The sequence below is a fragment of the Bradyrhizobium sp. 142 genome (assembly GCF_023074015.1).
In the GTDB taxonomy this organism is placed as follows: domain Bacteria; phylum Pseudomonadota; class Alphaproteobacteria; order Rhizobiales; family Xanthobacteraceae; genus Bradyrhizobium.
On sequence record NZ_JADPKQ010000035.1, the window covers coordinates 16,128 to 40,907 of the forward strand.

Sequence of the window (24,780 nt, forward strand, 5' to 3'; positions counted from 1 at the left end):
CTTCAGGCGACGAAGAGCAGATGTCCGATCAATCAAGGAATGGCAGGCTGTGTCTCCATCAGCGGCATCCAGCCGGCCTCGCTGCGCTGGAAGAGCGGACACCCGTATACCGCACGAACCGGAAACGGCGCGGAAAGGGCCGCAGTCGTCACCTCCCAACGATTGGTTTGCTTCATCGCGACGACCATGCCGGCAATCTCGACGCCGATCTTCTGCAACAGGCGCGCGGCGGCGACTGCGGTCGCGCCGGTCGAGATTGCGTCATCGACCAACACCGCCCGGCGGCCTTCGATCAGGGGCAGCAGGTTCGGATCCAGCCGTAACTTTTTCCCGGCCTCTGGGCTGGTGATCGAAGTCACGGGCTCGGACAGCGCGTCATCATACCAGAATTTGCGGGAATATCCGAGCGGGACATAGCGAGCCTGTCCGAGCCGTTCGGCCACAAGAGATGCAAACGCAAGACCCAGCGTCGGTAGTCCGACAATGATCTCGGCGTCGAAGACGCGCGCCTGTGTCGCCATATGGTCTGCCAGCGCCGCGACGACGAGATTCGAGGCTTGGTTGGCGATAAGCGAAGCGACGGCGCGATCACCATCAGGCAATTGGCGCAGCGGCAAGACGAGGATGCGGCCGCAAGGCAGAGGAGCGGGATAGCCGAAGCGGTAAGGTGCGTCGCCGAAAAGCGTGCGGGGATCTGTGGCGTCAGATATTGCCAGTAGCCGGTCGTAGACTCGGTGTAATGTTCACTCGCGGTCATGATCTGGCAGCGCTTGGGGGGAAGGCTGGGCACAAGGCGAGCCGCATTCTGCCTAGCCTCCGAGGATACGCCGACAGGCGTCGACGAACACCTGCGCGCCCGTGACGATATCGGCGTCGGCGGTGTTTTCGGTCCAGTGGTGACTGATGCCGCCAATCGACGGCACGAACAGCATGCCCGCGGGCATGATCGCGGCGAGCGTCTGCGCATCGTGACCGGCGCCGCTGGGCATGCGGAGCGATCGCCCTCCGGCGAGGTCTTTGCTCGCGGCCTCGATAGCATCCTGAAAGCGCGAGTTCATCATGGCAGGAGCGCCAGTGCGAATCCGCTCCACGGTCACGGAGCAGCGCCCCTGCGCGTTGACCTCGTTCGCTATCGTCCGCAACAGATCCTCCAGCCTTGCAATCACGGCCGGATCGTCGTCGCGAATCTGGAACAGCATCTCGGCGGCACCCGGAATGATGCTCGGCGCGCCGGGATCGAGCGTGATGCGGCCGGTGGTCCAGACCGTGCGTGGGCCGCATGCTGCGGGAAAGCGCTCGTTGATGGCTACGCAGAATTTCGCCAGCGCCAACCCCGCATCTTTCCGCGCGGCCATGCGAGTGGTGCCGGCGTGGTTCTGCTCGCCGACAAAATTAATCTGGTACTGCCAGATGCCGACAATGGAGGTCACGACCCCGATCGCAAGATCGCCGCTTTCGAGCGTATCGCCCTGCTCGATATGCGCCTCCAGATATCCGACGTGCCGTCCCGGCTCGGCGGTGACGCGCGGACGCCCGGCGAGCCCCATGTCGGCGAGCGCATCGCGCATGGTCCGGCCGTGGGTGCGGTCGCGCGCGGCGTCGATGTCGGCCTCGGTCAGCTGTCCGACATAGGAGCGCGAGCCGAGGAAGTGTCCGAAATGTCCTTCCTCATCGCACCACGCCGCGACCTCGACCACGCCTTTGAGCGAAGGATCGGCGTTGAGCACACGCGCGGCCTCCAGCGCATAGACGACGCCGAGCGGGCCATCGAGCCAGCCGGCGTAGTTCTGACTTTCCAGATGCGATCCGGCCAGCAGCTTCGGCCCGTGCTTCGTGCTGATGCCGAAGACGTTGCCGATGCCGTCGATCGTAGCGGTGAGGCCAGCTTCGGGCAGCTTCCGCACCAGCCACTCCAGCGACTGCCTGTGCGGCTCGGAGAAGGTCGGCTTGTGCACGCCGGTCTTGTAGGCGCCGATCGCGCGTAGCGCATGGAGATCGGCGAGAACGCGTGCGCCATCGGCACGTGACCGTGTGTCAGGCATGTTCGGCAACCTTCAACGCCTCGGTGCGGATCTCCTCGACCAGCCGTTCCTTGAGCTGGACGAATTCGGGCGTGGTCTTGATCTTGTAGGAGCGCGGATGCGGCAGGTCCACCGCGATCTCGGCCTTGATGCGGCCGGGCCGCGCGCTCATCACGACGACGCGGCTGCCGAGGAAGATCGCTTCCTCGATGTCGTGGGTCACGAACAGAACGGTCTTCTGGTCGCGCTCCCAGATCCCGAGCAGCATCTCCTGCATCAGCGCGCGGGTCTGGTTATCCAGCGCGCCGAAGGGCTCGTCGAGCAGCAGGATCTTTGGATCATTGGCAAGTGCCCGCGCAATCGCCGTGCGCTGTTGCATGCCGCCAGACAGTTGCTTGGGCCAGTGATTTTCGAACCCGGACAGTCCAACCTGGCGGATGAAGGCGTCGGCGATTTTGTACCGCTCGGCCTGCGCCACGCCGCGCTCGCGCAGGCCAAAGGCGATGTTCTCGCGCACGGTCAGCCAGGGAAACAGCGTGTAGGACTGGAACACCATGCCGCGATCGGCGCCCGGGCCGGTCACCTCGTGGCCGTCAAGCTTGACACGCCCGCCGGTCGGACGGTCGAGTCCCGCGACGATGCGAAGAAGCGTGGACTTGCCGCAGCCGGAGGGGCCGAGAATGGTGACGAAGTCGTTGTTGCCGATGGTGAGGTCGGTCGGCTCCAGCGCCCTGGTCGGCGCGTTGCCGTGCCGTGCTGGGAAGGTCCGCGAGACCTGCTCTATCTTCAGCGTCGTCATGCGAGCTTCCAGGGAAACAGCCAGGCGTTGAATGCCTTGAACAGGAAATCGGAGACGAGGCCGATCAATCCGATCACGATGATGCCGAAGATGATCTGGCCGGTGTTGAGCAGCGCCTGGCTGTCCGTGATCATGTGGCCGATGCCGGAGGACGAGCCGATTAGCTCGGCGACGATGACATAGGTCCATGCCCAGCCCAGCACCAGCCGCAGGATTTCCGCGATCTCGGGCGCGGACGAGGGCAGCAGCACGCGGCGGATGATGCCGCGGTCGCGGGCGCCGAGCGTATAGGCCGCCTCCACCAGATCGCGCCGGGTGGCGCCGACGGTCACCGCGATCATCAGGATGATTTGGAAAACCGAGCCGATGAAGATGACCAGCAGCTTCTGCAATTCGCCGATGCCGGCCCACAGGATCAAGAGCGGGATGAAGGCTGAGGCGGGCAGGTAGCGTGCGAAGGAGACGAACGGTTCGAGAAAGGCCTCGACCGGCTTGTAGGCCCCCATCAGCACGCCGAGCGGTACCGCGATGATCGCGGCCAGCACGAAACCACCGAGGACACGCCAGATCGTCATGCCGATGTCGAACAGGAAGCCGTGCTTGCTGAGGAGCTCGACACCTTCCTCCACCATGGTCAGCGGGTTGGCGAGGAAGGTCTTCGACACATGGCCGCCGAAGGTCGCCCACGACCAGAGGGCGACGAACAGCACGAAGAACGCGAGGCCGTAAGCCGCGCGTTGCTTCGATGTCACGGGATCCAGGGGACGCATCAAACCACTATCCGGGCGGTGTTCGATGAGAGCGCCGGCCTGCCTTGGGCACGGGACCGGCGGCTCTCGGCGGTTTACTTGATGAAGCTGGCGTCGAAGAGGTCTTCGACCTTCGGCGCGGCCTTGATGATGCCGATCTCGAGCAGGAGCTCGGCGGCCTCCTTGTTGAAGGTCAGGAAGTCGCCGGCAAAGAACTTCTGGTTCGCCGCCTTGTCCTGCCAACGCAGATATTTGGCCGAGTTGCCGAACTGCTCGCCGGACTGCTTCACGTCGGCGCCCATGATCTCGTAGGCCTTGGCCTGATCCTTGGCGATCATCTCGAGCGCCTCGAAATAGCTGTTGGCCAGCGCCTGCGCCGCCTTCGGGTTCTCGCTCAGGAACTTCGGCGTGCAGCCGAAGGTGTCCATGACCATCGGGTAGTCGAGCGTGGTCGCGATGATCTTGCCCTTGTCGGGCGCGCCGCGCACGGTCGACAGATACGGCTCATAGGTCATGGCAGCATCGTTCTGACCCGAAACGAAGGCCTGCGCGGCTGCAGCCGGCTCGAGGTTCACCACCGTGACGTCCTTCACCGTGAGGCCGTTCTTCTTGAGCATCCAGGCCAGCGCGAAATACGGCGAGGTGCCCGGCGCGGAAGCTGCGACCGTCTTGCCCTTCAGTTCCTTGATCGCTGTGACGTCATTGCGCACGGCCATACCGTCGGCGCCGTAGCTCTTGTCGAGCTGGAAGATCTGCTTGGTGGCAACGCCGTTCGCATTCCAGGAGATCCAGGTCTCGACCGTCGTCGCCGCGCATTGAACATCGCCGGAGGCGATGGCGAGGTGGCGGTCCTTCTGCGGGATCTTCTTGATCGTCACGTCGAGGCCGTTCTTCTTGAAGATGCCGGCCTCCTTCGCCAGCGTCAGTGGCGCGAAGCCGGTCCATCCAGAAATACCGATTCCGACCTTGACGTCGTCGGCAAGCACCGGAGTGGCGGCCGTAAGGGCAATGATTGTCGCAAATACTTTACGCATGATGGTCGTCCTCTTGTCGATCGATGGATTGACGTCCTGTTGATCTCTTGGTTTCGATCCGGATTGCATGGATCGTTGCCCGAAGCGTTGCACGAATTGTGCCGACATTGTTCTCTCAGCCTCCCTTGAATCGGGCGACAAGGCGGTGAGAGTCACCGGGATAAAGCAGCCGCACCGCCGTGATCGTGCGCGGGCCGCGCCATGTATAGCGGTCGATCACGAGGCAGGGCGCGCCGATGGCGATGTCGAGGACTTCCGCCGCGCGATCGTCCGCGACAACAGCGCTGATCGTGTGCTCGGCCTCCGTCCACGGGACATGATGCAGCAGCCAGGAGCCGGGCGGCTCGCGCACAAAGTCCGCGGTGGCCGCTTCCGGCACGGACGACAGATCGATCAGCCTGTCCTCGACGGCGAACGGCACGTCGTCGGCGCTGTGCCGGCAGGCGATTGCGATCACCTTGCCGGCTTTCTTCACGCCCAGACGTTCGCGGTCCGAAGCAGTCGCAGCGCGCAGCTTGCGATGAATCAGCTCGTAGCCATAGCTGCGGCCGAGCGCGGTGATTTCGGCGCGGATATCGGCGATCTTGAGTACGGCCGACTGATGCTGCGGCCGGCGCACGAAGGAGCCGGCGCGCCGGCGCCGCTCGATCAGATCGGCCTGCGCGAGCTCCGACAATGCCTTGTTCACCGTCATGCGCGAGCAGCCATAGCGCGCGACCAGTTCGTGTTCGAACGGAATGCGGTGACCCGGCGGCCATTCGCCGGTCAGGATCCGCTTTTCGATGTCGGCCCGGATGCGCTTGTAGAGCGTCGGCTTGTCGGCGGCGTCAGTGGCAAGGCTCATGCGACGAGCCTCCGCACCGATGCGTTGAAGCGTTCGCGCGCGGATTGGCGCAGTCTGTGTCGGCCGCCTTCGACGACCTTGGTACCGCCGGCCCAGACGCAATCGATCGCGCCGCTGCCTGCCGCGAAAATCCAGCCGTCCATGACAGCGTCGCGCGAACGCCCCGCCAACGACGGATGTGCGGTATCCAGCGTGACGATGTCGGCGCGCGCGCCCGGCGCAAGGCCGACCGTCTCCTGCGCCAGCGCCCGGGCACCGCCCGCGAGTGCATGATCGAACAGCGCGCGTCCAGTCGATACGCCGGGACCGCCCGAGAGCACGTTGCGCTCGCGATGCTTCAAACGCTGGCCGTATTCGAGCTGGCGCAACTCGTCGACGACGCCGACGAGGACGTTGGAATCGGTGCCGACGCCGAACGCGCCGCCGGCGTCGAGGAATTCGCGCGCGGGAAAGATCCCGTCGCCGAGGCTCGCCTCGGTGATGGGGCAGAGGCCGGCGACCGCACCGGTCCGAGCGAACGCGCTGACTTCCTCACTCGTCGTGTGGGTCGCGTGGATGAGGCACCAGCGTTGATCGACGGGCGCGTGCTCCAGCAACCACTGCACTGGACGGCGGTCCGACCATGCCAGGCAATCCTCTACTTCCTTGACCTGTTCGGCCGCATGAATATGCACCGGGCCGCCATCCGCCAGCGGTATGATCGCCGTAAGTTCCTCCGGCGTCACCGCGCGTAAACTGTGCGGCGCGATGCCGATATTGGCGCCCGGCAGTTTCGCAATGGCCTTGCGCGACGCAGCCATCAGTGCAGCGAACAGATCGACCGAGCAAATGAAGCGGCGCTGGCCGACATGCGGCGCTGCGCCGCCGAAGGAGCCATGCGCATAAAAACTGGGCAGCAATGTAAGGCCGATGCCGGACGCCTCAGAAGCCTGCGCGATGCGTGCGGCCATCTCGGCGAGATCGGCGTAGGGCGAGCCGTCGCGATCGTGATGCAGGTAATGGAATTCGCCAACGCGAGTAAAACCCTGCTCCAGCATCTCGACATAGAGCAATGTTGCAACGGCGGCGACGTCGTCTGGCGTCATCTCCAGTGCAAACCGATACATCGTCTCGCGCCAGGTCCAGAACGTGTCGGTCGAGCTACCGCGCAGTTCGGCCAATCCCGCCATGCCGCGCTGAAAGGCGTGGCTGTGCAGGCTCGCCAGTCCCGGAAGCGCGATGTGGTGGCGCTCGTCGCCGGCGGCCGGCGCCGCGCCCGGCGTCACTGCGGCGATCGCGCCGGCGGTGACGACCACCCGCACGTCATTGGCCCAGCCCGCAGGCAGGAGCGCGGAGGCGAAATGCAGTCGGGTCATGATTACAAGCCGGCTGGACAGAACCGCGACACGATTATATGTCTAGACATATAAGTCAAGCATCCCACGGCGTATGGATATTCGCATGGCAGAGCGCTTCGACCGCATCTGGCACAATGCCCGGCTCGCCACGCTGCGGGCCGACCGCCCCGATCTCGGCGAGATCGAGCACGGCTTGATCGCCGCGCGTGGCGGCCTCATCGTCTATGCGGGCGCAGAGGCGGACTTCCCTGCGGATGCAGACGCGATCAAGCGGACCGACTGCGAAGGACGCTGGATCACGCCCGGCCTTGTCGACTGCCACACCCACCTTGTCTACGGCGGCGACCGCGCGCATGAGTTCGAGCTGCGCCTGAAGGGCGCAAGCTACGAGGAGATCGCACGCGCCGGCGGCGGCATCGTCTCGACGGTGGCTGCGACCCGCAAGGCCAGCGAAGCCGACCTCGTCGCAAGCGCATTGCCACGGCTCGATGCGCTGATCGGCGAGGGCGTGACCACCATCGAAATCAAGTCCGGCTATGGCCTCGACACCGAGACGGAACTGCGGCAACTCGCGGCCGCCCGCAGCCTCGGTCGCCAGCGGCCGGTTGCGATCCGGACATCCTTCCTCGGCGCACATGCGCTGCCACCGGAGGCCGAAGGCGACAAGGACCGCTACATCGATCTCGTCTGCAAGGAGATGCTGCCCGCCGTGGCGAAGGCTGGCCTTGCCGATGCTGTTGATGCCTTCATGGAAGGCATCGCTTTCTCCGGTGAGCAGACGGCGCGGGTGTTCGAGACCGCGAGCGCGCTGGGGCTGCCGGTCAAGCTGCACGCCGACCAATTGTCGAACCTCGGCGGTGCGGCGCTCGCCGCAAAATTCTCGGCGCTCTCTGCCGATCATCTCGAGCATACTGACGAGCCCGGCGCGGCCGCGATGGCAAAAGCCGGCACGGTGGCCGTGCTGCTGCCCGGCGCCTTCTATTTCATCCGCGAGACGCAGAAGCCGTCGGTCGAGACGTTCCGCAAGCACGGCGTCAACATGGCGCTTGCGACCGACTGCAATCCCGGCAGCTCGCCGCTGACCTCGTTGCTGCTCGTGATGAACATGGGCGCGACGCTGTTCCGGATGACGGTCGCCGAATGCATCGCCGGCGTGACGCGCGAAGGCGCCCGCGCGCTCGGCGTGCTCCATGAAACGGGCACGCTCGAAGCCGGCAAATGGTGCGATCTCGCGATTTGGGACGTCGAGCGTCCCGCCGAGCTCGTTTATCGCATCGGTTTCAATCCGCTGCATCGTCGGTTGTGGAGGGGACAGTGACGGACGCCGGCACGCCGATCATCGTCAAACCGGGTACGGTCAGCCTCGACGAGCTCGCGCGCGTGCTGACCGGGGCTCCCATCGTTCTTGATCCGGCATTCTGGCCGCGCGTCGAGGCGGCCGCTGCGATCGTCACGAAAGCCGCGCGCGCCGACGCGCCGGTCTACGGCATCAATACCGGCTTTGGTAAGCTCGCCTCAAAGCGCATTCCGCCCGACCAGACCGCGCTGCTTCAGCGCAACCTCATCGTCTCGCATTGCTGCGGCGTCGGGCCGGCGACACCCGAGCCGATCGTGCGGCTGATGATGGCGCTGAAGATCGTTTCGCTCGGACGTGGCGCCTCCGGCGTGCGGCGCGAAGTGATCGAGCAGTTGCAGCGAATGCTGGCGCAGCGCGTCTATCCGCTGGTGCCGCAGCAGGGTTCGGTCGGTGCCTCCGGCGATCTTGCGCCACTCGCGCACATGACCGCCGTCATGATCGGTGAGGGGCAGGCGCTCGTCAACGGCAAGGTCGTATCCGGCAGCGAGGCACTCGCCATCGCCGGCTTGACGCCGCTGACGCTCGGCCCCAAGGAGGGGCTCGCGCTGATCAACGGCACGCAATTCTCAACCGCCTACGCCATCTCCGGCGTGCTCCGCGCGTTTCGTCTTGCTTGCGCCGCGCTCGTGACCGGCGCGCTGTCGGTCGATGCGGCGATGGCGTCAACGGCGCCGTTCCGCCCGGAAATCCAGGCGTTGCGCGGCCATGCCGGGCAGATCGCCGCGGCGGCAACATTGATCGCCCTGCTCGACGGCAGCGACATCAGGCAGTCGCATCTCGAAGGCGACGAGCGTGTGCAGGATCCCTATTGCCTGCGCTGCCAGCCGCAGGTCACAGGCGCCGCGCTCGACCTGATCACGCAGGCGGCGCGCACCCTGATCGTCGAGGCCAATGCCGTCACCGATAATCCGCTAGTCCTCGTTGAGACCGGCGAGATCGTCTCGGGTGGCAATTTTCACGCCGAACCGGTGGCGTTTGCCGCGGACGCAATCGCGCTGGCGCTGTCGGAGATCGGCGCAATCAGCGAGCGGCGCATCGCGACGCTGGTCGATCCGGCGCTGAATTTCGGGTTGCCGCCGTTCCTGACGCCCGACCCCGGCATCAATTCCGGCTTCATGATCGCCGAGGTCACGGCGGCCGCGCTTTATGCCGAGAACAAGCAGCGCGCGGCTGCCTGCTCGATCGACTCGACGCCAACCAGCGCCAATCAGGAAGACCACGTCTCAATGGCTGCGCATGCCACCCGTCGTCTCTCCGACATGGCCGACAATCTTGCCGCCATCCTCGGCATCGAGCTTTTGGTCGCCGCGCAAGGCATCACGCTGCGCGCGCCGCATGCGACCAGCACGCCGCTCGTCGCCGTCATCGCCACTTTGCGCGAACAAGTGCCCGCGCTCGGCGCCGATCGCTACATGGCGGACGATCTCGCCAGAGCGGCCGCGCTCGTGGAAGCCGGCGCCTTGCCAGCGGCTGCGATCGCTGCGCTTCCGACCGACCCGTTTCCGAGACTTATCTGAATAAGATTTGCTTGAAGAGGCTTTCATGAACCGCCGACTGGACAATGACCGCACCATCCGCGCCCCGCGGGGCAGCGACATCAGCGCCAAGAGCTGGCTGACGGAAGCGCCGCTCCGCATGCTCATGAACAATCTCGATCCCGAAGTCGCCGAGCGCCCGAGCGAGCTCGTGGTCTATGGCGGCATCGGCCGCGCTGCGCGTGACTGGGAGAGTTTTGACCGCATCGTTGCGTCGCTGCGCAAGCTCGAAGGCGACCAGACGCTGCTGGTTCAGTCCGGCAAGCCGGTCGGCGTGTTCCGCACCCACGCGGATGCCCCGCGCGTTCTGATCGCGAACTCGAATCTGGTGCCGCACTGGGCGACGCTCGATCATTTCAACGAGCTCGATCGCAAGGGCCTGATGATGTACGGCCAGATGACCGCTGGCTCCTGGATCTATATCGGCAGCCAGGGCATCGTGCAGGGCACTTACGAGACCTTCGTCGAGGTCGGCCGCCGCCATTATCGCGGCAGCCTTGCCGGCAAATGGATCCTCACCGCCGGTCTCGGCGGAATGGGCGGCGCGCAGCCGCTGGCCGCGACTATGGCTGGCGCCTCGATGCTCGCGGTCGAATGCCAGCCGAGCCGCATCGAGATGCGGCTGCGCACCGGCTATCTCGACCGCCAAGCCGCGACGCTCGACGAAGCGCTGGCGATGATGACGGAAGCCGCAAAGACGCAAAAACCGGTGTCGGTCGGCCTGCTCGGCAATGCCGCCGAGATTTTCCCGGAACTGGTGCGCCGCGGCGTCAAGCCCGACATCGTCACCGATCAGACCAGCGCGCATGATCCGATCAACGGCTATCTGCCGAAAGGATGGACGCTCGCCGAGTGGGAGGCCAAGCGCGCTTCCGATCCGAAAGCGGTCGAGCGCGCGTCGAAGACGTCCATGGTCGATCACGTCCAGGCGATGCTGGATTTCCACGCGCTGGGAATCCCGACGCTCGACTACGGCAACAACATCCGCCAGATGGCGAAGGATATGGGCCTGAAGAACGCCTTCGATTTCCCGGGGTTCGTGCCGGCCTATATCCGTCCGCTATTCTGCCGCGGTGTCGGTCCGTTCCGCTGGGCCGCGCTGTCGGGCGATCCCGAGGACATCTTCAAGACCGACGCCAAGGTCAAGGAGCTGATGCCCGATGACAAGCATCTGCACAACTGGCTCGACATGGCCAAGGCCCGCATCAAGTTCCAGGGCCTGCCGGCGCGGATCTGCTGGGTCGGTCTTGGTGATCGTCACCGGCTCGGCCTCGCCTTCAACGAGATGGTGGCGCGCGGTGAATTGAAGGCACCGGTCGTGATTGGCCGTGATCATCTCGACAGCGGTTCGGTGGCAAGCCCCAACCGCGAGACCGAGGCGATGCGCGACGGTTCGGATGCGGTATCCGATTGGCCGCTGCTCAACGCGCTACTCAATTGCGCCAGCGGCGCGACATGGGTCTCGCTGCATCATGGCGGCGGCGTCGGCATCGGCTATTCGCAGCATGCCGGCATGGTCATCGTCGCGGACGGCACACCGGACGCGGCGCGTCGGATCGAGCGCGTGCTCTGGAACGATCCCGCCAGCGGCGTCATGCGGCACGCAGATGCGGGCTACGACACCGCGATCGAGTGCGCCCGCGCCAGCGGACTCGATCTGCCGAGCCTGGCGAAGTAGCTGCGGCCTTCCTTCCGCCTCTGCAGGCCTTGCGAGCACCGCTTCACGTGATTTTTTTGGTCGCGCGGAATAACTGCGCCCGCTGCAACGCAGACCTCTTACCGTCCGATCGTTAAGCCGGCGGTCGAGCGCAGGGCGTCCCTGAGGCTCGTCGCGTTCTTGTCATCGAGGACCTGTCGCGTGAGTACGGTGGTCTGCCCGGGCGTGTTGAGGATCGGTTCGCCGCGCGACGACGACAGCCGATCGGCCTTATAGGGCGCAGCAGGGTCTGTCGCGGGCGCGGTTGCAGGCACATGGCGCGGGTGTTTGCCCGAAGCGGCAAAAGTGGCTTGCGACAAGCAGAGGACGGCGATCACGACAAATCGCAGCAATTTTGTAGGCATGCGATCTCCCATATCGGGACGTCACCTTAGCACAAACGCGAGGTTCGCCGAATCGGAAAAGGTTCAGGCGAGAGCTGCCTGCCGTTCCCGCACCGTCTCGTGGGCCCGCTCCGGGTTCCGCGGTTCGGCGAGCCGGGTAAAGCTGCGCTGGCTTGATTGCGCGGGCGCCTCGACGATGACGCCCTCGCAGACGATCTGCCCGCCGAGCATCTTGAATTCCATCTTGTCGTAGCGCGGCATCGTCTCGCCGGCCGCGGGCGGTAGCAGCTCGACGCGCCCCTGGATGTTCAGCGTCGCATCGCCAGTGCCGTGGAGCCGCGGATTCCACATTCTGCTTCCGGTTTCCGCCCAGCGTCGTCGGATCAGCGTGGCACGATCGATCGGTTCCGCGACTTTTGCCCGAGCCTTCGGTGCGCTGGTCTCCGGCGAGAGGGCCATAACAGCCGGGGCCGGATCGATGCTGGTAGGCTCGATAGTGGCGATTGCAGCGACGTGAGAGTCGTTTGCAGGGATCAGCTCGATCTCTAGCGCGATACCCGAAGATGGATTGCTCTTGGTGCTGACCTCGGGGGCATCAGCTGCAGAGGCTTCGGCGTCGACCAAGGCGACACACAAGTCGTCTACGACGCTTGGGGCGACATTTGCGAGAACGGTGTGAGAGGGATCGGCGTCGATGACGACGTCAGGACCACCGATCGGAGTGCTCTCGAGGTCGGCAGATGAAACTGAGATCCCGTCTGCGACGATAGGCTCGACGCACACGGAGAGGTCAGGGGAAGTATCGCTGCCAATAACGAGATCGGAGCCTTCGATCGGCTCACTTTCGACGTCAGACGAGCCCGAAGGCTCCTCCACCGCGATCGGATCACCTTCTATGGGCGGCGCTCGAGATGAATCGTCGCTGACATTGATATCGGACGGGACCGCCGACGGGCTCTCCGCGATGACAGAAATAGCCGCGTCATTCTCCGTGATTGGAGCCGTGACCGCGCTGTGTGCGTCGTTGTGCAAAGGATCGGCGTTGGTGTCGAGAGCCGGAGCAGATTCGGCGATATCGATGATGGCAGAAGGTTCGTCCGCAGCGATTGGCGCCACATCGATGCCGCCGCTGTGCGGCAGAGGCCGAAGCCGGTTGAACGCCCATTTCACCGCGGGAATGCGGCGCAGCAACGATATCAGTCTCGATAGCACTGGGAGTTGTCCAAGAGGTCCTCGGCGTGAGGCAATTGCTGATTCGCCAGCAATGCAAAAAACTGCCCCGGCTGTCACACCGATGTCAATGTAGGTGGGACCAATTGCAGAACATCCATCAGGTCGCAAAGTGCATCGTGCCGAACTTCGGGGTTCCCGTATCATCCTCGGGTGGGTAACCTGGATCGCTCGACATCTAAGGACGACGCATGAGAAGAATTGCCGCCATCGGAGCGGTCCTGTTCTGGTCGACACTTGCGCTGGCGCAGGATCGCACGATCACCATGGCTTCGACGACGTCGACGGAGCAGTCGGGCCTGTTCGGCTATCTGCTCCCCTTGTTCTCGAAAGCCGAGGGCATCGATGTGAAGGTGGTTGCCGTCGGCACCGGTCAGGCACTCGACATCGGAAGGCGGGGCGATGCCGACGTGGTGTTCGTCCATGACAGGCTCGCCGAAGACAAGTTCATGTCCGAAGGGCAGGGCGTAAAGCGCTTCGATGTCATGTACAACGACTTCGTCATTGTCGGGCCGAAGAGCGATCCCGCGCACATCGCCGGCGGCAAGGACGTGACCGAGGCGCTGCGAAAAATCGCGGCGGCGAAGGCGGCGTTCGTCTCGCGGGGCGACAAGTCGGGCACGCATGCGGCCGAGCTGAGGCTGTGGCAGGAGGCGGGCGTCGACCTCGGTGCCGGCAAGGACGGCTGGTATCGCGAGATCGGCCAGGGCATGGGGCCGGCACTGAACATGGCCTCGTCGTCGAACGCCTACGTTCTGTCGGACCGCGGCACCTGGCTGTCATTCAAGAACCGCGGCGAGCTTGCGATCCTGACGGAGGGCGACAAGCGGCTCTTCAACCAATACGGCATCATGCTGGTGAATCCGGCAAAGCATCCGAATGTAAAGGCGCAGGACGGGCAGGCCTTCATCGACTGGCTGATCTCGCCGAAGGGACAGGACGCGATCGCGGGCTACAAGATCGACGGCGAGCAGCTATTTTTCCCCAACGCGTCCCACTAGCAGGAAGGCGACGGTCGACACTGCCACGCTGAGCGCGAGCAGGATCAGCCCGAGCCCGAGTGCTAGCGGCAGGTCGCCCTTGCTGGTCTCCAGCGCGATCGCGGTCGTCATCGTGCGGGTGAAGCCGCGAATATTGCCGCCGACGACGATGATGGCGCCAACCTCCGCGATCGCGCGCCCGAAGGCGGCAAGGAACGCCGTCAGCAGCGACGTCCGGCCGAGCGCGAACAGCAGGGCTATGCTGCGCAGGACCGACAGTCCGTCGATCCGTGCCAAATCGCCATACTCAGACCACAGCAGGCTCGCCGGCCTGTGCACCAGAGCCACCACGATGGGCGCGGCGAGCAGCGTCTGCGCGATCACCATGGCGGTCGGCGTGAACAACAGTCCGGCTGCCCCGAGCGGGCCGGACCGTGACACCAGCAGATAGAGGCCAAGCCCCACCACGACCGGCGGAAGACCGAGCAGCGCATTGGTCAGCACGATGATGACCTGCCGCCCGCGAAAACGGGCGATCGCAAGAAAGGCGCCGAAGGGTGCACCGATCAATAGCGCGAGGATGCTGGCGGTCAGGCTGACGCGCAACGACAATGCGACGATGCCGATGAGCTCCGGGTCAGCCGAGCCGATGAGCGAGAAGGCGGTGGTGATGGAGCGCGCGAAGTCGTTCATCCGCGGGCGAACTTCGCTGTGCGGCCGGGCAACTCCGGATCGTCGAGGTCGGAGCTGCAGAGGCGCTTCACGGGCTGGTCCTTAGGTGTCATTGTTGGAGCAAAGCGGCGGCCGGTCAGTAATATGGTCGATACCCTTGGTTCGCGCCAAGGGCTTTCGATTGCCGGGCTTATGGGGAGGATCCTTTCCAGAACTTGGCAAAGTGGGCGTTGAGCCAACGTATCTCAGGATCAGGAAGACCATCAGGATCGCCGCCTATGAGTCAGCCAATCCGAACAGGGGCCAAGAATCGGACAGCAGAATACGACTGATCGGCCAGGTGGCGCCAGCAAATCTCCTCAAGGCGAGCGCGTCTATACCGTCCGCTCCGGCCAGCGGGGCTTTATTCCCGCGATGGATGCTTTAGGGAGGGAGCAGGATCGGGTCGCAACCGGTCGCCAGCGGTGCTAGACCCTGATGCAGGACCAAAGGGGTCGGGCCGGTTGCGCCCGCAGATGAGAAGGATGTGAAGCAATGATCAATACCGTTGGCATCATCGGGGCAGGGACCATGGGGAACGGCATCGCGCAGATCTGCGCTGCGGCCGGTCTTTCGGTCGTCATGGTCGATATTTCCGATGCGGCGGTGGGACGCGGTATCGCCACTGTCGGCGGCAGCCTCGAGCGGCTGGTCAAGAAGGAGAAGATGTCGGCGGCGGATCGCGAGGCGACGCTCAATCGGATAACCGGCACCACCGATCGCGCCAAGCTCGCCGATTGCGACCTGGTGATCGAGGCCGCGACGGAGAACGAAGAGCTCAAGGTCAAGATCCTGAAAGACCTCTGCGCGACACTGTCGCCGCGCACGCTGCTCGCGACCAACACTTCGTCGATCTCGATCACGAAGCTCGCCGCGGCGACCGATCGTCCCGACCGTTTCATCGGCATGCATTTCTTCAACCCGGTGCCGGTGATGGCGCTGCTGGAGCTCATCCGCGGCTTGCAGACCTCCGACGACACCCACGTCAAGGCGCTCGATTTTGCCAAGCGTGTCGGCAAGGTGGCGATCACGGCGAAGAACAGCCCAGGCTTCGCCGTCAACCGCATCCTTTGCCCGATGATCAACGAGGCTATTTTTGCACTTCAGGAAGGGATCGCGACCGCCGAAGAGATCGACGCCGGCATGAAGCTCGGCTGCAACCATCCGATCGGGCCGCTGGCGCTCGCCGATCTGGTCGGGCTCGACACCATGCTTTCGGTGATGGAGGTCTTTTATAAAGGCTTCAACGACCCTAAATATCGCCCGGCGCCTCTGCTGAAAGAGATGGTGGATGCCGGCCATCTGGGTCGCAAGACCGGGCAGGGCTTTTATACCTACGCCGCCTGATCATGCTGCGAGCGGCGGGCGTTCAGAGCAGGATTCGGAAAAGTGTGTAGCGGTTTTCCGACACGATCATGCTCAAGAAATAGCGCCCGCCGCCAGAACCGGCAATTTGCGCTGCGACAAAGACGACGTGCGCGATTGACCCGACAATGTCGCACGGCTGGCTGTGGGAACAACGGAACGGATAGCAGAGGACATGTCGGATCGACTAAAGGCCGAGCGGGAAGCTGCGGCCGAGCGGCGCAACCTGCTGGTTCAGGACGCAATCGAACGTACCGGGATCACCGAAGAGATGATCGGGGAACTCGTGACTCGGTTCTACGGCCGCGTGCGCGAGGACACGTTGCTGGGGCCGGTATTTGCGAAGGTGCAGGATTGGGACGAGCACCTCACCAAGCTCAGGGGGTTCTGGTCGTCGGTCGTGCTGATGACCGGCCGCTATCATGGTTCGCCGATGCGCGCGCATCTTCCGCTCGCCCTGATTGGGGATCATTTCGACCGCTGGCTCGACCTGTTCGAGCAGACCGCGCGCGAGGCTTGCCCGCCGGCGGCAGCCGCGTTGTTCATCGACAGGGCACGGCGTATCGCCGACAGTTTCGAAATGACGTCGGCGACCGTTGCCGGGCGCATCGCTTCACCGCGCCACGTGCTCCGCTCCTAGAATACAGAATGCCTGCCTGAGAACGCTGACTATCGCGCCGCGCGTTGGGCGCGTTGCACCAATACCAAGAGCATCTATCTGATCTGCAAAATCATCATGCTGGTCGCGTGGTGTGACGTTGCAATTCAAAATATGCGCGTGAATGCGCGCATTTTGCGTTCAATCAGGACGAGCAAAGCTATATTGATGCACTGCGGCGAAAAATCTCCGCCATTTTTTCGGCAGAGTTCCAGCGCCTGCTTGCAGACATGTCGAGTGCATCGTTCAACACAACTTCTTCATCCTCCGACAACACAGCGGAATCCCAAGCTGGCGCCTGTACGGAGCGGCGGGCGCTTCTGATTGGGGCGCTCGTCACCACGACGTGGCTCGCCTGTTCCACGCAGGTGCGTGCGGGCGACGATCCGCCGGGTTCCGACGAGCGGCCGCAGAAAGGCGATTTGCTCGTCTTCTCCGAAGGCGATCAGGAAGGAAAGGTCATCACCGCGGCCGATCTGTCGCCCGGCTCGCCGCCGGTCCATGCCTGGCCGAAGGATCCAAAAACATCGGTGGTGCGCAGCGCCTCGCGGCTCAACGAGATCCTGATCATCCGGCTCGATCCCGCCGAGCTCGACGAGCAGACGCGCGCGCGCGCCGTCGACGGCATCATCGCCTATTCGGCGATCTGTTCCCATGCCGGCTGTCCCGTCACCGCCTGGGTCAAGAGCGATGTCGGCGACAAGGAAGTGTTCAAATGCATGTGCCACAACTCCGAATACGATCCCCGCGCGGGCGCGCAGGTCGTTTTCGGGCCGGCACCGCGGCGACTCGCGGCGCTGCCTCTGACGCTCACTGAGAACTCGCTCAGCGTCGCCGGGAACTTCGTCGGAAAGGTAGGTGGCGCGCAGCCAGGATGATGGTCCGCGGGTCGCGCCCGCACCACGACAGGCCGCATCCGCGCGCTGCGGGTGACGAGAACAACGACAAAGAATTCACAAACGAATTCATCAAAGGGGAAACGTCCATGACGAGCAAGCAATGGTTACTGTCCGGCTTCGTCGCCTTCACCTGCCTCGCCTCGACCGCCGCCGTGTCAGGGCCGATCGAGAATTACGCGCCGGTCACCGCGCAGCGCCTGGAAAATCCGGAGCCCAGCAACTGGATGCTCTATCGGCGCACTTATGACGGGCAGGGCTACAGCCCGCTTGACCAGATCAACACCTCGAACGTGAAGAGCCTGACGCCGGTCTGGACCTTTGCCACCGGCGTGGTCGAAGGCCACGAGGCGCCGCCGATCGTCAACAATGGCGTGATGTTCGTGGCAACCCCGATGGGGCAGGTGATCGCGCTGAACGCGAAGACCGGCGACGAATACTGGCGCTACAAGCGGCAGCTTCCCGATGATCTGTTCCAGTTGCATCCGACCAGCCGAGGCGTCGGCCTGTGGGAGGACAAGCTCTACCTCGCCACCACCGACGATCATGTCGTCGCGCTCGACGCCAAGACCGGCAAGGTGGTGTGGGACACCAAGGTGCAGGACTACAAGAAGGGGCAGTACATGACCCTGATGCCGCTGATCGTCGACGGCAAGGTCATCGTCGGCGGCTCTGGTGGCGAGTTCGGCGTGCGCGGCTATGTCGCCGCCTATGATGCGAAGGACGGCAAGGAGCTGTGGCGGACCTTCACCATTCCCGGCGAGGGCGAGCCCGGTCATGACACCTGGCAGGGCGAGGACTGGAAGAACGGCGGCGGCTCGGCCTGGATGACCGGCAATTACGACAAGGAGACCAAGACGATCTATTGGGGCGTCGGCAACGCCGCGCCGTGGCCCGGCGAGACTCATCCCGGCGACAATCTCTACACTTCATCGGTGCTCGCGCTCGATCCCAACACCGGCAAGATCAAGACCCATCACCAATACCACCAGAACGATTCCTGGGACTGGGACGAGGTCGATGCGCCGATGCTGATCGACCTGCAGCGCGACGGTCGCAACATCAAGAGCCTGGTCCATCCGGGCCGCGACGCGATCTTCTGGATACTCGAGCGCACGCCGACCAAGATCAACTACGTCGCCGGCTGGCCGTTCGTCTCCACCGATGTCTGGAAAGGCATCGATGCCGAGACCGGCAAGCCGATCCTCGATCCCGCGCACAAGCCGGTGATCGGCAAGCGCGTCGAGTTCTGCCCGTCGCTGTGGGGCGGCAAGGACTGGCCGTCGGCGGCCTACAGCCAGAAGACCGGTCTCGTCTACGTGCCCGCCAACGAGAATTTCTGCGGCGGCTTCACCGGCGAGAAGGTTGCACTCAAGCCGGGCGAACTCTGGCTCGGCACCAAGCCGGAGGACATCGGCTTGAAGACAAAGCCGGGCGCCGACCATTTCGGTGAGCTCCAGGCCTGGGATCCCGTCACGGGCAAGAAGGTGTGGCAGCACAACTTCCCGAAATCGCAGCTGTTCGGATCGGTCACGGCGACCGCAGGCAATCTCATTTTCGCCGGTGGTACCAACGACCGCAACTTCCGCGCCTTCAACGCCAAGACCGGCGAGCAATTGTGGGAGCAGAAGACCAACTCCGGCATCATGGGCATGCCGGTGTCCTATGAGGTCGACGGGACGCAATACATTGCGATCCAGTCGGGCTGGGGGGTGGACGCGCAGCGCATCCAGGATGCGCTCGTGACCAACAATATCGGCACCGAAGCCAATGTGCCGCAGGGCGGCGTCATCTGGGTGTTCGCGCTGAAGAAGTAAGCTCCGCGGGCGGATCGAAGAAGCGGAGCGGCGCGGGGGCGAGCGAATGCGGCGGACGAAATGTCCGCCGCATTTTGCGTGCGCCCTGCTGTCTTCCGGTCTCCCCCGTGGTCGGGGCCGTGGTGTTGCTCTGGGCGAACGCGCCAGCGGTCGGCAAAAGAAAGGCGCCCGACAGCAGCGAGACTGCGGGCGCCTTTGAGGTGTTGGCCATCGATCTGCTGCTGTCAGATCAATGAAAACGGCACGAGACCGTGTTGTGTTCCGCTCTACGCCTCCAATTGCTTGCCGATCGGAAGCGAGCGGATACGCTTGCCCGTCGCCGCGAAGATCGCATTGATCAGCGCCGGTGCGAACGGCGGCACGCCGGGCTCGCCGACGCCGCTCGGGGGAGCGTCGGGTCCGGGCGGCACGATGTAGACGTTGGTCACCAGCGGCGACTCGTCCATCCTGATGACCTGGAAGTCATCATAATTCTTCTGCTGGACCTTGCCGTCCTTGAAGGTGATCTCGCCATATTTGGCGAGGCTCAGCCCCATGATCGCCGCGCCCTCGATCTGCGATGCGATGCGCTCGGGATTCACATAGGTGCCGCAATCGATGGCGGTGTCAACCCGCGGCACCGTCAGCTTGCCCTTATCGTCGACGGCCACCTCGACGACGGTCGCGATATAGCTGACGAAGCTGCGGTGCACGGCGATGCCAAGGCCGTGGCCCTTCGGCACCTGTCGCCCCCATTCGCCCTTCTCGGCTGCCAGCTCGACCACCTTGCGCAGGCGCGCGGTGTCGATCGGGTAGCTGTCATAGGGCTCACCGTAGTTCCAGAGGTCTTTCACCGCCGGCTTGACGATGCGAGGGCTGCCGATCAGCGCGAGCAGCGTCTCCTTCTGGTCGCGGCCGGTCGCCTGCGCGATCTCCCCGACCATTGACTGCACTGCGAAGGCGCGCGGGATGTTCGAGACCGAGCGGAACCAGCCAATGCGGGTATGCGCCGCCGCTTCCGGATTCTCGCAGCTAATGTTGGCGATCTCGAACGGCATGTCGACGAGACCCATGCCGATCTCGAACGGCGCCTGATGCACCGTTCCGGCCGCAAAGGTCGAGGCGATGCTGGGGGCCACGCTGCGATGGCGCCAGGCGATCACCTTGCCATCCTTGTCGAGGCCGGCCTCGATCCGCTCAACCGAGACAGTGTGCAGGAATCCGTTATGGAGGTCGTCTTCCCGCGTCCATTGCACCTTCACGGGCGCCGCGAGCTCCTTCGACAGCAGCGCCGCCTCGAGCGCGAAATCGCATTTCGACTTGCGGCCGAATCCGCCGCCGAGCAGCGTGACGTTGACCGTCACGTTCTGCTCGGGGATGCCGAGCGTCTTGGCAACGTCTTCGCGAGTGCCGCCGGGGCTCTGCACCGGCGCCCATATCTCGGCCTTGTCGCCCTTGACGTCGGCCACCGCGACCGGCGGCTCCATGCTGACATGGGCGAGATGGGGAACGTAGTACTCGCCGACGATCACCTTGTCGGCGCCCTTCAGGGCAGCGTCCGCATCGCCCTCCTTGCGCAGCACGAGGCCGGGCTTGCGCGAGGCCTCCTCGAGTTCCTTGCGGTAGGCTACAGAATCGTATTTGCCGTTCGGACCGTCGTCCCAAACCAGCTTCAGGGCGTCGCGTCCCTTGATCGCCGCGCCGGTGTTGCGCGCGATCACGGCGACGCCGCCGAGCGGCTGGAATTTCGACGGCCACGGCCAGCCGCGCACCTCCATCACTTTCTCGACGCCGGAGATCTTCATCGCCTCAGCCGGATCGAATGACACGAGCTTGCCGCCGGTCACCGGCGGACGCGCGATCACGGCGTATTTCATGCCGGGCAGGCGCACATCGGCGCCGTAACGCGCCTTGCCGGTGGTGATGTCGTGGAGATCGACGATGCCGACCTGGCCCTTGGTCAGATAGCGGAAGTCCTTCGGGTCCTTCAGCTTGAGGCCCTCGATGCTCGGCACCGATTCCTTGGCGGCGTCCGCAGCGAGTTCGCCGAAGCCGAGCTTGCGTCCGCTGGCGCTGTGGACGACCTCGTGATTGACGGCCTTGACCTCGGTCGCCGGCACGCCCCAGCGCTTGGCCGCGGCCTGCTCCAGCATGGTACGGGCGGAGGCGCCGATCTGGCGCATCGGGATCAAATAGTGCCGAGTGCTGCGCGAGCCGTCGGTGTCCTGGTTGCCGAATTTGACCTCGTCGCCATGGGCCTGCTGCACCTTCACCCTGGACCAATCGGCCTCCATTTCCTCGGCCACGATCAGGGGCAGGCTGGTGCGCACGCCGGTGCCCATCTCTGCGCGGTGGGCGAGGATGGTGACGATGCCGTCGGGCGCGACCGAAACGAAGACGCGGGGGTCGACCACCACGCCATGCGGCATTTTGCCGGCGCCGGTTTCATAAGCAAAAGCCTGGCGCGACATCACAGGTGCGGCGAGCACGAAGCCGCCGGTGACGCCGAGCCCCTTCAGGATGCTGCGGCGCGAGACCTTCTCGACCTTGATGCTCTTTTCGAAGCCACGGAGTTTGCCGGGATTGTCGATGAAATTCATGTCACACCCCCGTCGATGCGAGATGGACCGCATTCTCGATGCGCTGATAGCAGCCGCAGCGGCAGATGTTGCCGGACATCGCCTCGCGGATCTGCTCATGCGACGGCTTGGGGTTGTCCATCAGCAGCGCGGCGGCCTGCATGATCTGGCCGGCCTGACAGAAGCCGCATTGAGGAACGTTGACCTGGCGCCAAGCCTTCTGGACCGGGTGATCCCCGTTCGGGTGCAGCCCCTCGATTGTCGTGACCTCGCGCCCGGCGACGTCGTTGATCGACGTGATGCAGGCGCGCACGGCCTCCTTGTCGACGATCACCGTGCAGGCGCCGCAAAGGGCCTGGCCACAGCCGAATTTGGTGCCGGTCAGCCCGGCCTCATCGCGCAGGAACCAGAGTAGCGGAAGATCCGGGTCGCCGTCCCAGCTCTGCTCCTGGCCGTTGATCTTCACCTTGATCATGATCGTCCCTCGCTCTTCATAAGCATGTCGCTTCAAATTTCGCCGGCGCCGGTCGGCGCAATGGTCCGTGTGCCACGTCGTCCCGTATCTCGCCCCTCATCCCGCGCAGGCAGATCCCGGCGGAAGTCGGTGATGCGAAATCGCAATGTTCGGATGTGCTCGATACCTCCCATTTTGTTCTTGATTAATTGAACTTCGCGGCATCGTGATGCTCGCGATCGTATCAGGAATCGGGGCAGGCCGGCGTTCACAGCCGGGTGTCCTCGACGTGAACAGATTGCAGTCTTGATTTGTCAAAAGCAGGGCGCGGCGGGACGTCGCGTATTATGTGCGACCGCGAATGCAGCCCCGACAAAAAAAGCTTCGTCCGCCAGGCAGACTGTGCGGACGAAGCAGGATGCCTCAGTCGAGGGAGGGAGAAACGCAGCGGCGCGCGCTTCAAGGAGGAAGTTGGCGGCACTGCGGAGTCATTCAGAGACCAGGACTGAGGGAGCCGATGATTCTCGCAAGCACGTCAAAGGCGAGAAGAGGCGTCGTCGTCGCGATCATCCGGAAACCGCGCCCGTCCGGCTCGCTGGCGGTGGTCGGCACCAGCGAGCGGACGGGGCGTGGCGAACATCAGGCGGCCTTTGGTTAGGCGGCCTTGATGCTCAAGCGGCTTTGGCTTTCGCCGTGTGGGTCGCGATCGCGTCCATCAGCGCGGGCGACAGGCAGTCATAAGGCTCGAGCCCGATTTCTTTCAGTCGCGAACGGATGCCCGCCATCTGCTCCGGCTTCACGCCCGCTTCGATCACCGAGGAGACGAAGGCCGCGAATTGCGGCGCTTGCGAGCCCTGCTCCTGGAACAGTTCGGGATGGATGAAGTCGAGGCCGTAGAACGCATGGTTCTTGTTCTCGATGCGACCGTACATGTGCGTGCCGCAGGCCTTGCAGGCGTGGCGCTGGATCACAGCCGAGGGATCGACGATCTGGAGCTTGTCGCCGTTTTCGAGCACGGTGACGTTCTGACGCGGCACAACGGCGACCACCGAGAACGTCGCGCCTTGCGGCTTCCAGCACTTGGTGCAGCCGCAGGCGTGGTTGTGGGCGACGTCGCCCTTCACGCCGACCTTGACCGGATGGTCGCTGCATTTGCAGACCAGCGTGCCGCCGGCAAAGTGGCCGCTGCCTTGTTTGATGCCGTTGTCGATCGAGGGGTGGAGTGCAACAGTCATGGGTCGATCCTCCTTGGGTGTGACGCTTCGGAACTAGAACACGACGACTGAACGGATGGATTTGCCCTCATGCATCAGATCGAAGCCCTTGTTGATGTCTTCGAGCTTGAGCGTGTGGGTGATCATCGGATCGATCTGGATCTTTCCGTTCATATACCAGTCGACGATCTTCGGTACGTCGGTGCGACCGCGCGCGCCGCCGAAGGCAGTGCCGCGCCAATTGCGTCCGGTGACGAGCTGGAACGGACGCGTTGCGATCTCCTTGCCGGCTTCGGCGACACCGATGATGATGGAGGTGCCCCAGCCGCGATGGCAGGCTTCCAGCGCCTGGCGCATAACGGTGGTGTTGCCGGTGCAGTCGAACGTGTAGTCGGCGCCGCCATCGGTCAGGTTGACAAGATGCGGGACGATGTCGCCGGTGATCTTCTTGGGGTTGACGAAGTCGGTCATGCCGAACCTGCGGCCCCATTCCTCCTTGGAGTCATTGACGTCGACGCCGATGATCTTGTCGGCGCCGGCCATCTTGGCACCCTGGATGACGTTGAGGCCGATGCCGCCGAGACCGAACACGACCACGTTGGCGCCCGGCTCGACCTTGGCGGTGTTGACGACGGCGCCGACGCCCGTGGTAACGCCGCAGCCGATGTAGCAGCTCTTGTCGAACGGCGCGTCCTCGCGGATCTTGGCGACCGCGATCTCGGGCAGCACCGTGAAGTTCGAGAACGTCGAGCATCCCATGTAGTGGTAGATCGGCTTGCCCTTGTGGGAGAAGCGGCTGGTGCCGTCGGGCATCACGCCTTTGCCTTGCGTCGCGCGGATCGCGGTGCAGAGATTGGTCTTCTGGCTGAGGCAGCTTTTGCACTGCCGGCATTCGGGTGTGTAGAGCGGGATGACGTGATCGCCCGGCTTCACCGAGGTCACGCCGGGGCCGATCTCGCGGATGATTCCGGCGCCCTCATGGCCCAGGATCGACGGGAAAATTCCTTCGCTGTCGAAGCCGTCGAGCGTGTAGGCGTCGGTATGGCAGATGCCCGTCGCCTTGATCTCGACCAGGACTTCGCCGGTCTTCGGTCCTTCCAGATCGACCTCGACGATCTCGAGCGGCTTCTTGGCTTCGAAAGCGACGGCGGCACGTGTCTTCATCGTAAACTCCTCAAATC

23 protein-coding genes are annotated in these 24,780 nt (G+C 64.2%); 9 read left to right on the top strand and 14 right to left on the bottom strand.

From position 1 onward, the window contains the following. Positions 1-32: 32 nt before the first annotated feature. From IVA82_RS03100 to IVA82_RS03130, 7 genes are all read right to left on the bottom strand, one after another. On the bottom strand, positions 33-716 hold the full coding sequence (locus tag IVA82_RS03100; RefSeq protein WP_346658686.1) for a phosphoribosyltransferase: 684 nt from the start codon (positions 714-716) through the stop codon (positions 33-35). A gap of 93 nt (positions 717-809) precedes the next feature. Next, positions 810-2,042, bottom strand: a complete 1,233-nt coding sequence (locus IVA82_RS03105; protein WP_247382720.1) for a Zn-dependent hydrolase — start codon at positions 2,040-2,042, stop codon at positions 810-812. After that, positions 2,035-2,820, bottom strand: a complete 786-nt coding sequence (locus IVA82_RS03110; RefSeq protein WP_247382721.1) for an ABC transporter ATP-binding protein — start codon at positions 2,818-2,820, stop codon at positions 2,035-2,037. Before IVA82_RS03110 ends, IVA82_RS03105 begins: the two co-directional genes overlap by 8 nt. Continuing rightward, positions 2,817-3,590, bottom strand: coding sequence for an ABC transporter permease (locus IVA82_RS03115; protein ID WP_247382769.1), 774 nt, complete (start codon positions 3,588-3,590; stop codon positions 2,817-2,819). The genes IVA82_RS03110 and IVA82_RS03115 overlap by 4 nt, the downstream gene beginning before the upstream one ends. A gap of 74 nt (positions 3,591-3,664) precedes the next feature. Continuing rightward, positions 3,665-4,603 (bottom strand): ABC transporter substrate-binding protein, encoded by a 939-nt coding sequence (locus tag IVA82_RS03120; RefSeq protein WP_247382722.1) that lies wholly within the window; start codon positions 4,601-4,603, stop codon positions 3,665-3,667. 115 nt (positions 4,604-4,718) lie between these two features. Further along, a complete protein-coding gene (hutC, locus tag IVA82_RS03125) occupies positions 4,719-5,447 on the bottom strand; it encodes a histidine utilization repressor (RefSeq protein WP_148738535.1) in 729 nt (242 codons plus the stop codon). Continuing rightward, positions 5,444-6,802, bottom strand: coding sequence for a formimidoylglutamate deiminase (locus tag IVA82_RS03130; RefSeq protein ID WP_247382723.1), 1,359 nt, complete (start codon positions 6,800-6,802; stop codon positions 5,444-5,446). Before IVA82_RS03130 ends, hutC begins: the two co-directional genes overlap by 4 nt. 85 nt (positions 6,803-6,887) lie before the next feature. Between IVA82_RS03130 and hutI the strand changes: the two genes are divergently transcribed. From hutI to hutU, 3 genes are read left to right on the top strand one after another with little or no spacing between them, the layout of a single operon-like run. Beyond that, positions 6,888-8,102: an imidazolonepropionase gene (gene hutI, locus IVA82_RS03135; protein WP_247382724.1), complete on the top strand. Its 1,215-nt coding sequence runs from the start codon at positions 6,888-6,890 to the stop codon at positions 8,100-8,102. Next, on the top strand, positions 8,099-9,658 hold the full coding sequence (hutH, locus tag IVA82_RS03140; protein ID WP_247382725.1) for a histidine ammonia-lyase: 1,560 nt from the start codon (positions 8,099-8,101) through the stop codon (positions 9,656-9,658). Before hutI ends, hutH begins: the two co-directional genes overlap by 4 nt. Positions 9,659-9,683: 25 nt before the next feature. After that, a complete protein-coding gene (gene hutU, locus IVA82_RS03145) occupies positions 9,684-11,354 on the top strand; it encodes a urocanate hydratase (protein WP_247382726.1) in 1,671 nt (556 codons plus the stop codon). A gap of 98 nt (positions 11,355-11,452) precedes the next feature. Here the strand turns inward: hutU and IVA82_RS03150 are convergent, their stop codons facing one another. Together IVA82_RS03150 and IVA82_RS03155 are read right to left on the bottom strand one after the other, a co-directional pair. After that, positions 11,453-11,737, bottom strand: coding sequence for a TonB-dependent receptor plug domain-containing protein (locus tag IVA82_RS03150; protein ID WP_247382727.1), 285 nt, complete (start codon positions 11,735-11,737; stop codon positions 11,453-11,455). 63 nt (positions 11,738-11,800) lie between these two features. Next, the gene (locus IVA82_RS03155) at positions 11,801-12,907 is read right to left on the bottom strand and encodes a hypothetical protein (protein ID WP_247382728.1); all 1,107 of its coding nucleotides are present in this window, start codon (positions 12,905-12,907) and stop codon (positions 11,801-11,803) included. A gap of 230 nt (positions 12,908-13,137) precedes the next feature. Here IVA82_RS03155 and IVA82_RS03160 point away from each other — a divergent pair, with 230 nt between their 5' ends. Next, positions 13,138-13,947: an extracellular solute-binding protein gene (locus IVA82_RS03160; RefSeq protein ID WP_247382729.1), complete on the top strand. Its 810-nt coding sequence runs from the start codon at positions 13,138-13,140 to the stop codon at positions 13,945-13,947. Here the strand turns inward: IVA82_RS03160 and IVA82_RS03165 are convergent. Continuing rightward, positions 13,921-14,619: an ABC transporter permease gene (locus IVA82_RS03165; protein WP_247382730.1), complete on the bottom strand. Its 699-nt coding sequence runs from the start codon at positions 14,617-14,619 to the stop codon at positions 13,921-13,923. The two genes, IVA82_RS03160 and IVA82_RS03165, sit on opposite strands and share 27 nt — an antisense overlap. 513 nt (positions 14,620-15,132) lie before the next feature. Between IVA82_RS03165 and IVA82_RS03170 the strand changes: the two genes are divergently transcribed. The 4 genes from IVA82_RS03170 to IVA82_RS03185 all read left to right on the top strand — a co-directional run bounded on the left by IVA82_RS03170 (position 15,133) and on the right by IVA82_RS03185 (position 19,373). After that, positions 15,133-15,984 carry a 3-hydroxybutyryl-CoA dehydrogenase gene (locus IVA82_RS03170; protein ID WP_247382731.1) on the top strand — a complete coding sequence of 284 codons (852 nt, stop codon included), beginning with the start codon at positions 15,133-15,135 and terminating at the stop codon, positions 15,982-15,984. Between the two features lie 193 nt (positions 15,985-16,177). Beyond that, positions 16,178-16,642, top strand: a complete 465-nt coding sequence (locus IVA82_RS03175) for a group III truncated hemoglobin (RefSeq protein WP_247382732.1) — start codon at positions 16,178-16,180, stop codon at positions 16,640-16,642. A gap of 248 nt (positions 16,643-16,890) precedes the next feature. Continuing rightward, positions 16,891-17,538: a Rieske (2Fe-2S) protein gene (locus tag IVA82_RS03180; protein WP_247382733.1), complete on the top strand. Its 648-nt coding sequence runs from the start codon at positions 16,891-16,893 to the stop codon at positions 17,536-17,538. 107 nt (positions 17,539-17,645) lie between these two features. Continuing rightward, positions 17,646-19,373 carry a methanol/ethanol family PQQ-dependent dehydrogenase gene (locus IVA82_RS03185; protein ID WP_247382734.1) on the top strand — a complete coding sequence of 576 codons (1,728 nt, stop codon included), beginning with the start codon at positions 17,646-17,648 and terminating at the stop codon, positions 19,371-19,373. 266 nt (positions 19,374-19,639) lie between these two features. Here the strand turns inward: IVA82_RS03185 and IVA82_RS03190 are convergent, their stop codons facing one another. After that, positions 19,640-21,952, bottom strand: coding sequence for a molybdopterin cofactor-binding domain-containing protein (locus tag IVA82_RS03190; RefSeq protein WP_247382735.1), 2,313 nt, complete (start codon positions 21,950-21,952; stop codon positions 19,640-19,642). A gap of 1 nt (position 21,953) precedes the next feature. After that, positions 21,954-22,406: a (2Fe-2S)-binding protein gene (locus IVA82_RS03195; RefSeq protein WP_247382736.1), complete on the bottom strand. Its 453-nt coding sequence runs from the start codon at positions 22,404-22,406 to the stop codon at positions 21,954-21,956. A 496-nt stretch (positions 22,407-22,902) separates the two neighbouring features. Between IVA82_RS03195 and IVA82_RS03200 the strand changes: the two genes are divergently transcribed. Next, positions 22,903-23,043, top strand: coding sequence for a hypothetical protein (locus IVA82_RS03200; RefSeq protein ID WP_247382737.1), 141 nt, complete (start codon positions 22,903-22,905; stop codon positions 23,041-23,043). Positions 23,044-23,056: 13 nt separating this feature from the next. On the opposite strand, the gene gfa is transcribed toward IVA82_RS03200, so the two are convergent. After that, positions 23,057-23,620 carry an S-(hydroxymethyl)glutathione synthase gene (gene gfa / locus IVA82_RS03205; RefSeq protein ID WP_247382738.1) on the bottom strand — a complete coding sequence of 188 codons (564 nt, stop codon included), beginning with the start codon at positions 23,618-23,620 and terminating at the stop codon, positions 23,057-23,059. A 33-nt stretch (positions 23,621-23,653) separates the two neighbouring features. Then, a complete protein-coding gene (locus IVA82_RS03210) occupies positions 23,654-24,763 on the bottom strand; it encodes an S-(hydroxymethyl)glutathione dehydrogenase/class III alcohol dehydrogenase (RefSeq protein ID WP_247382739.1) in 1,110 nt (369 codons plus the stop codon). Positions 24,764-24,780 lie beyond the last annotated feature (17 nt).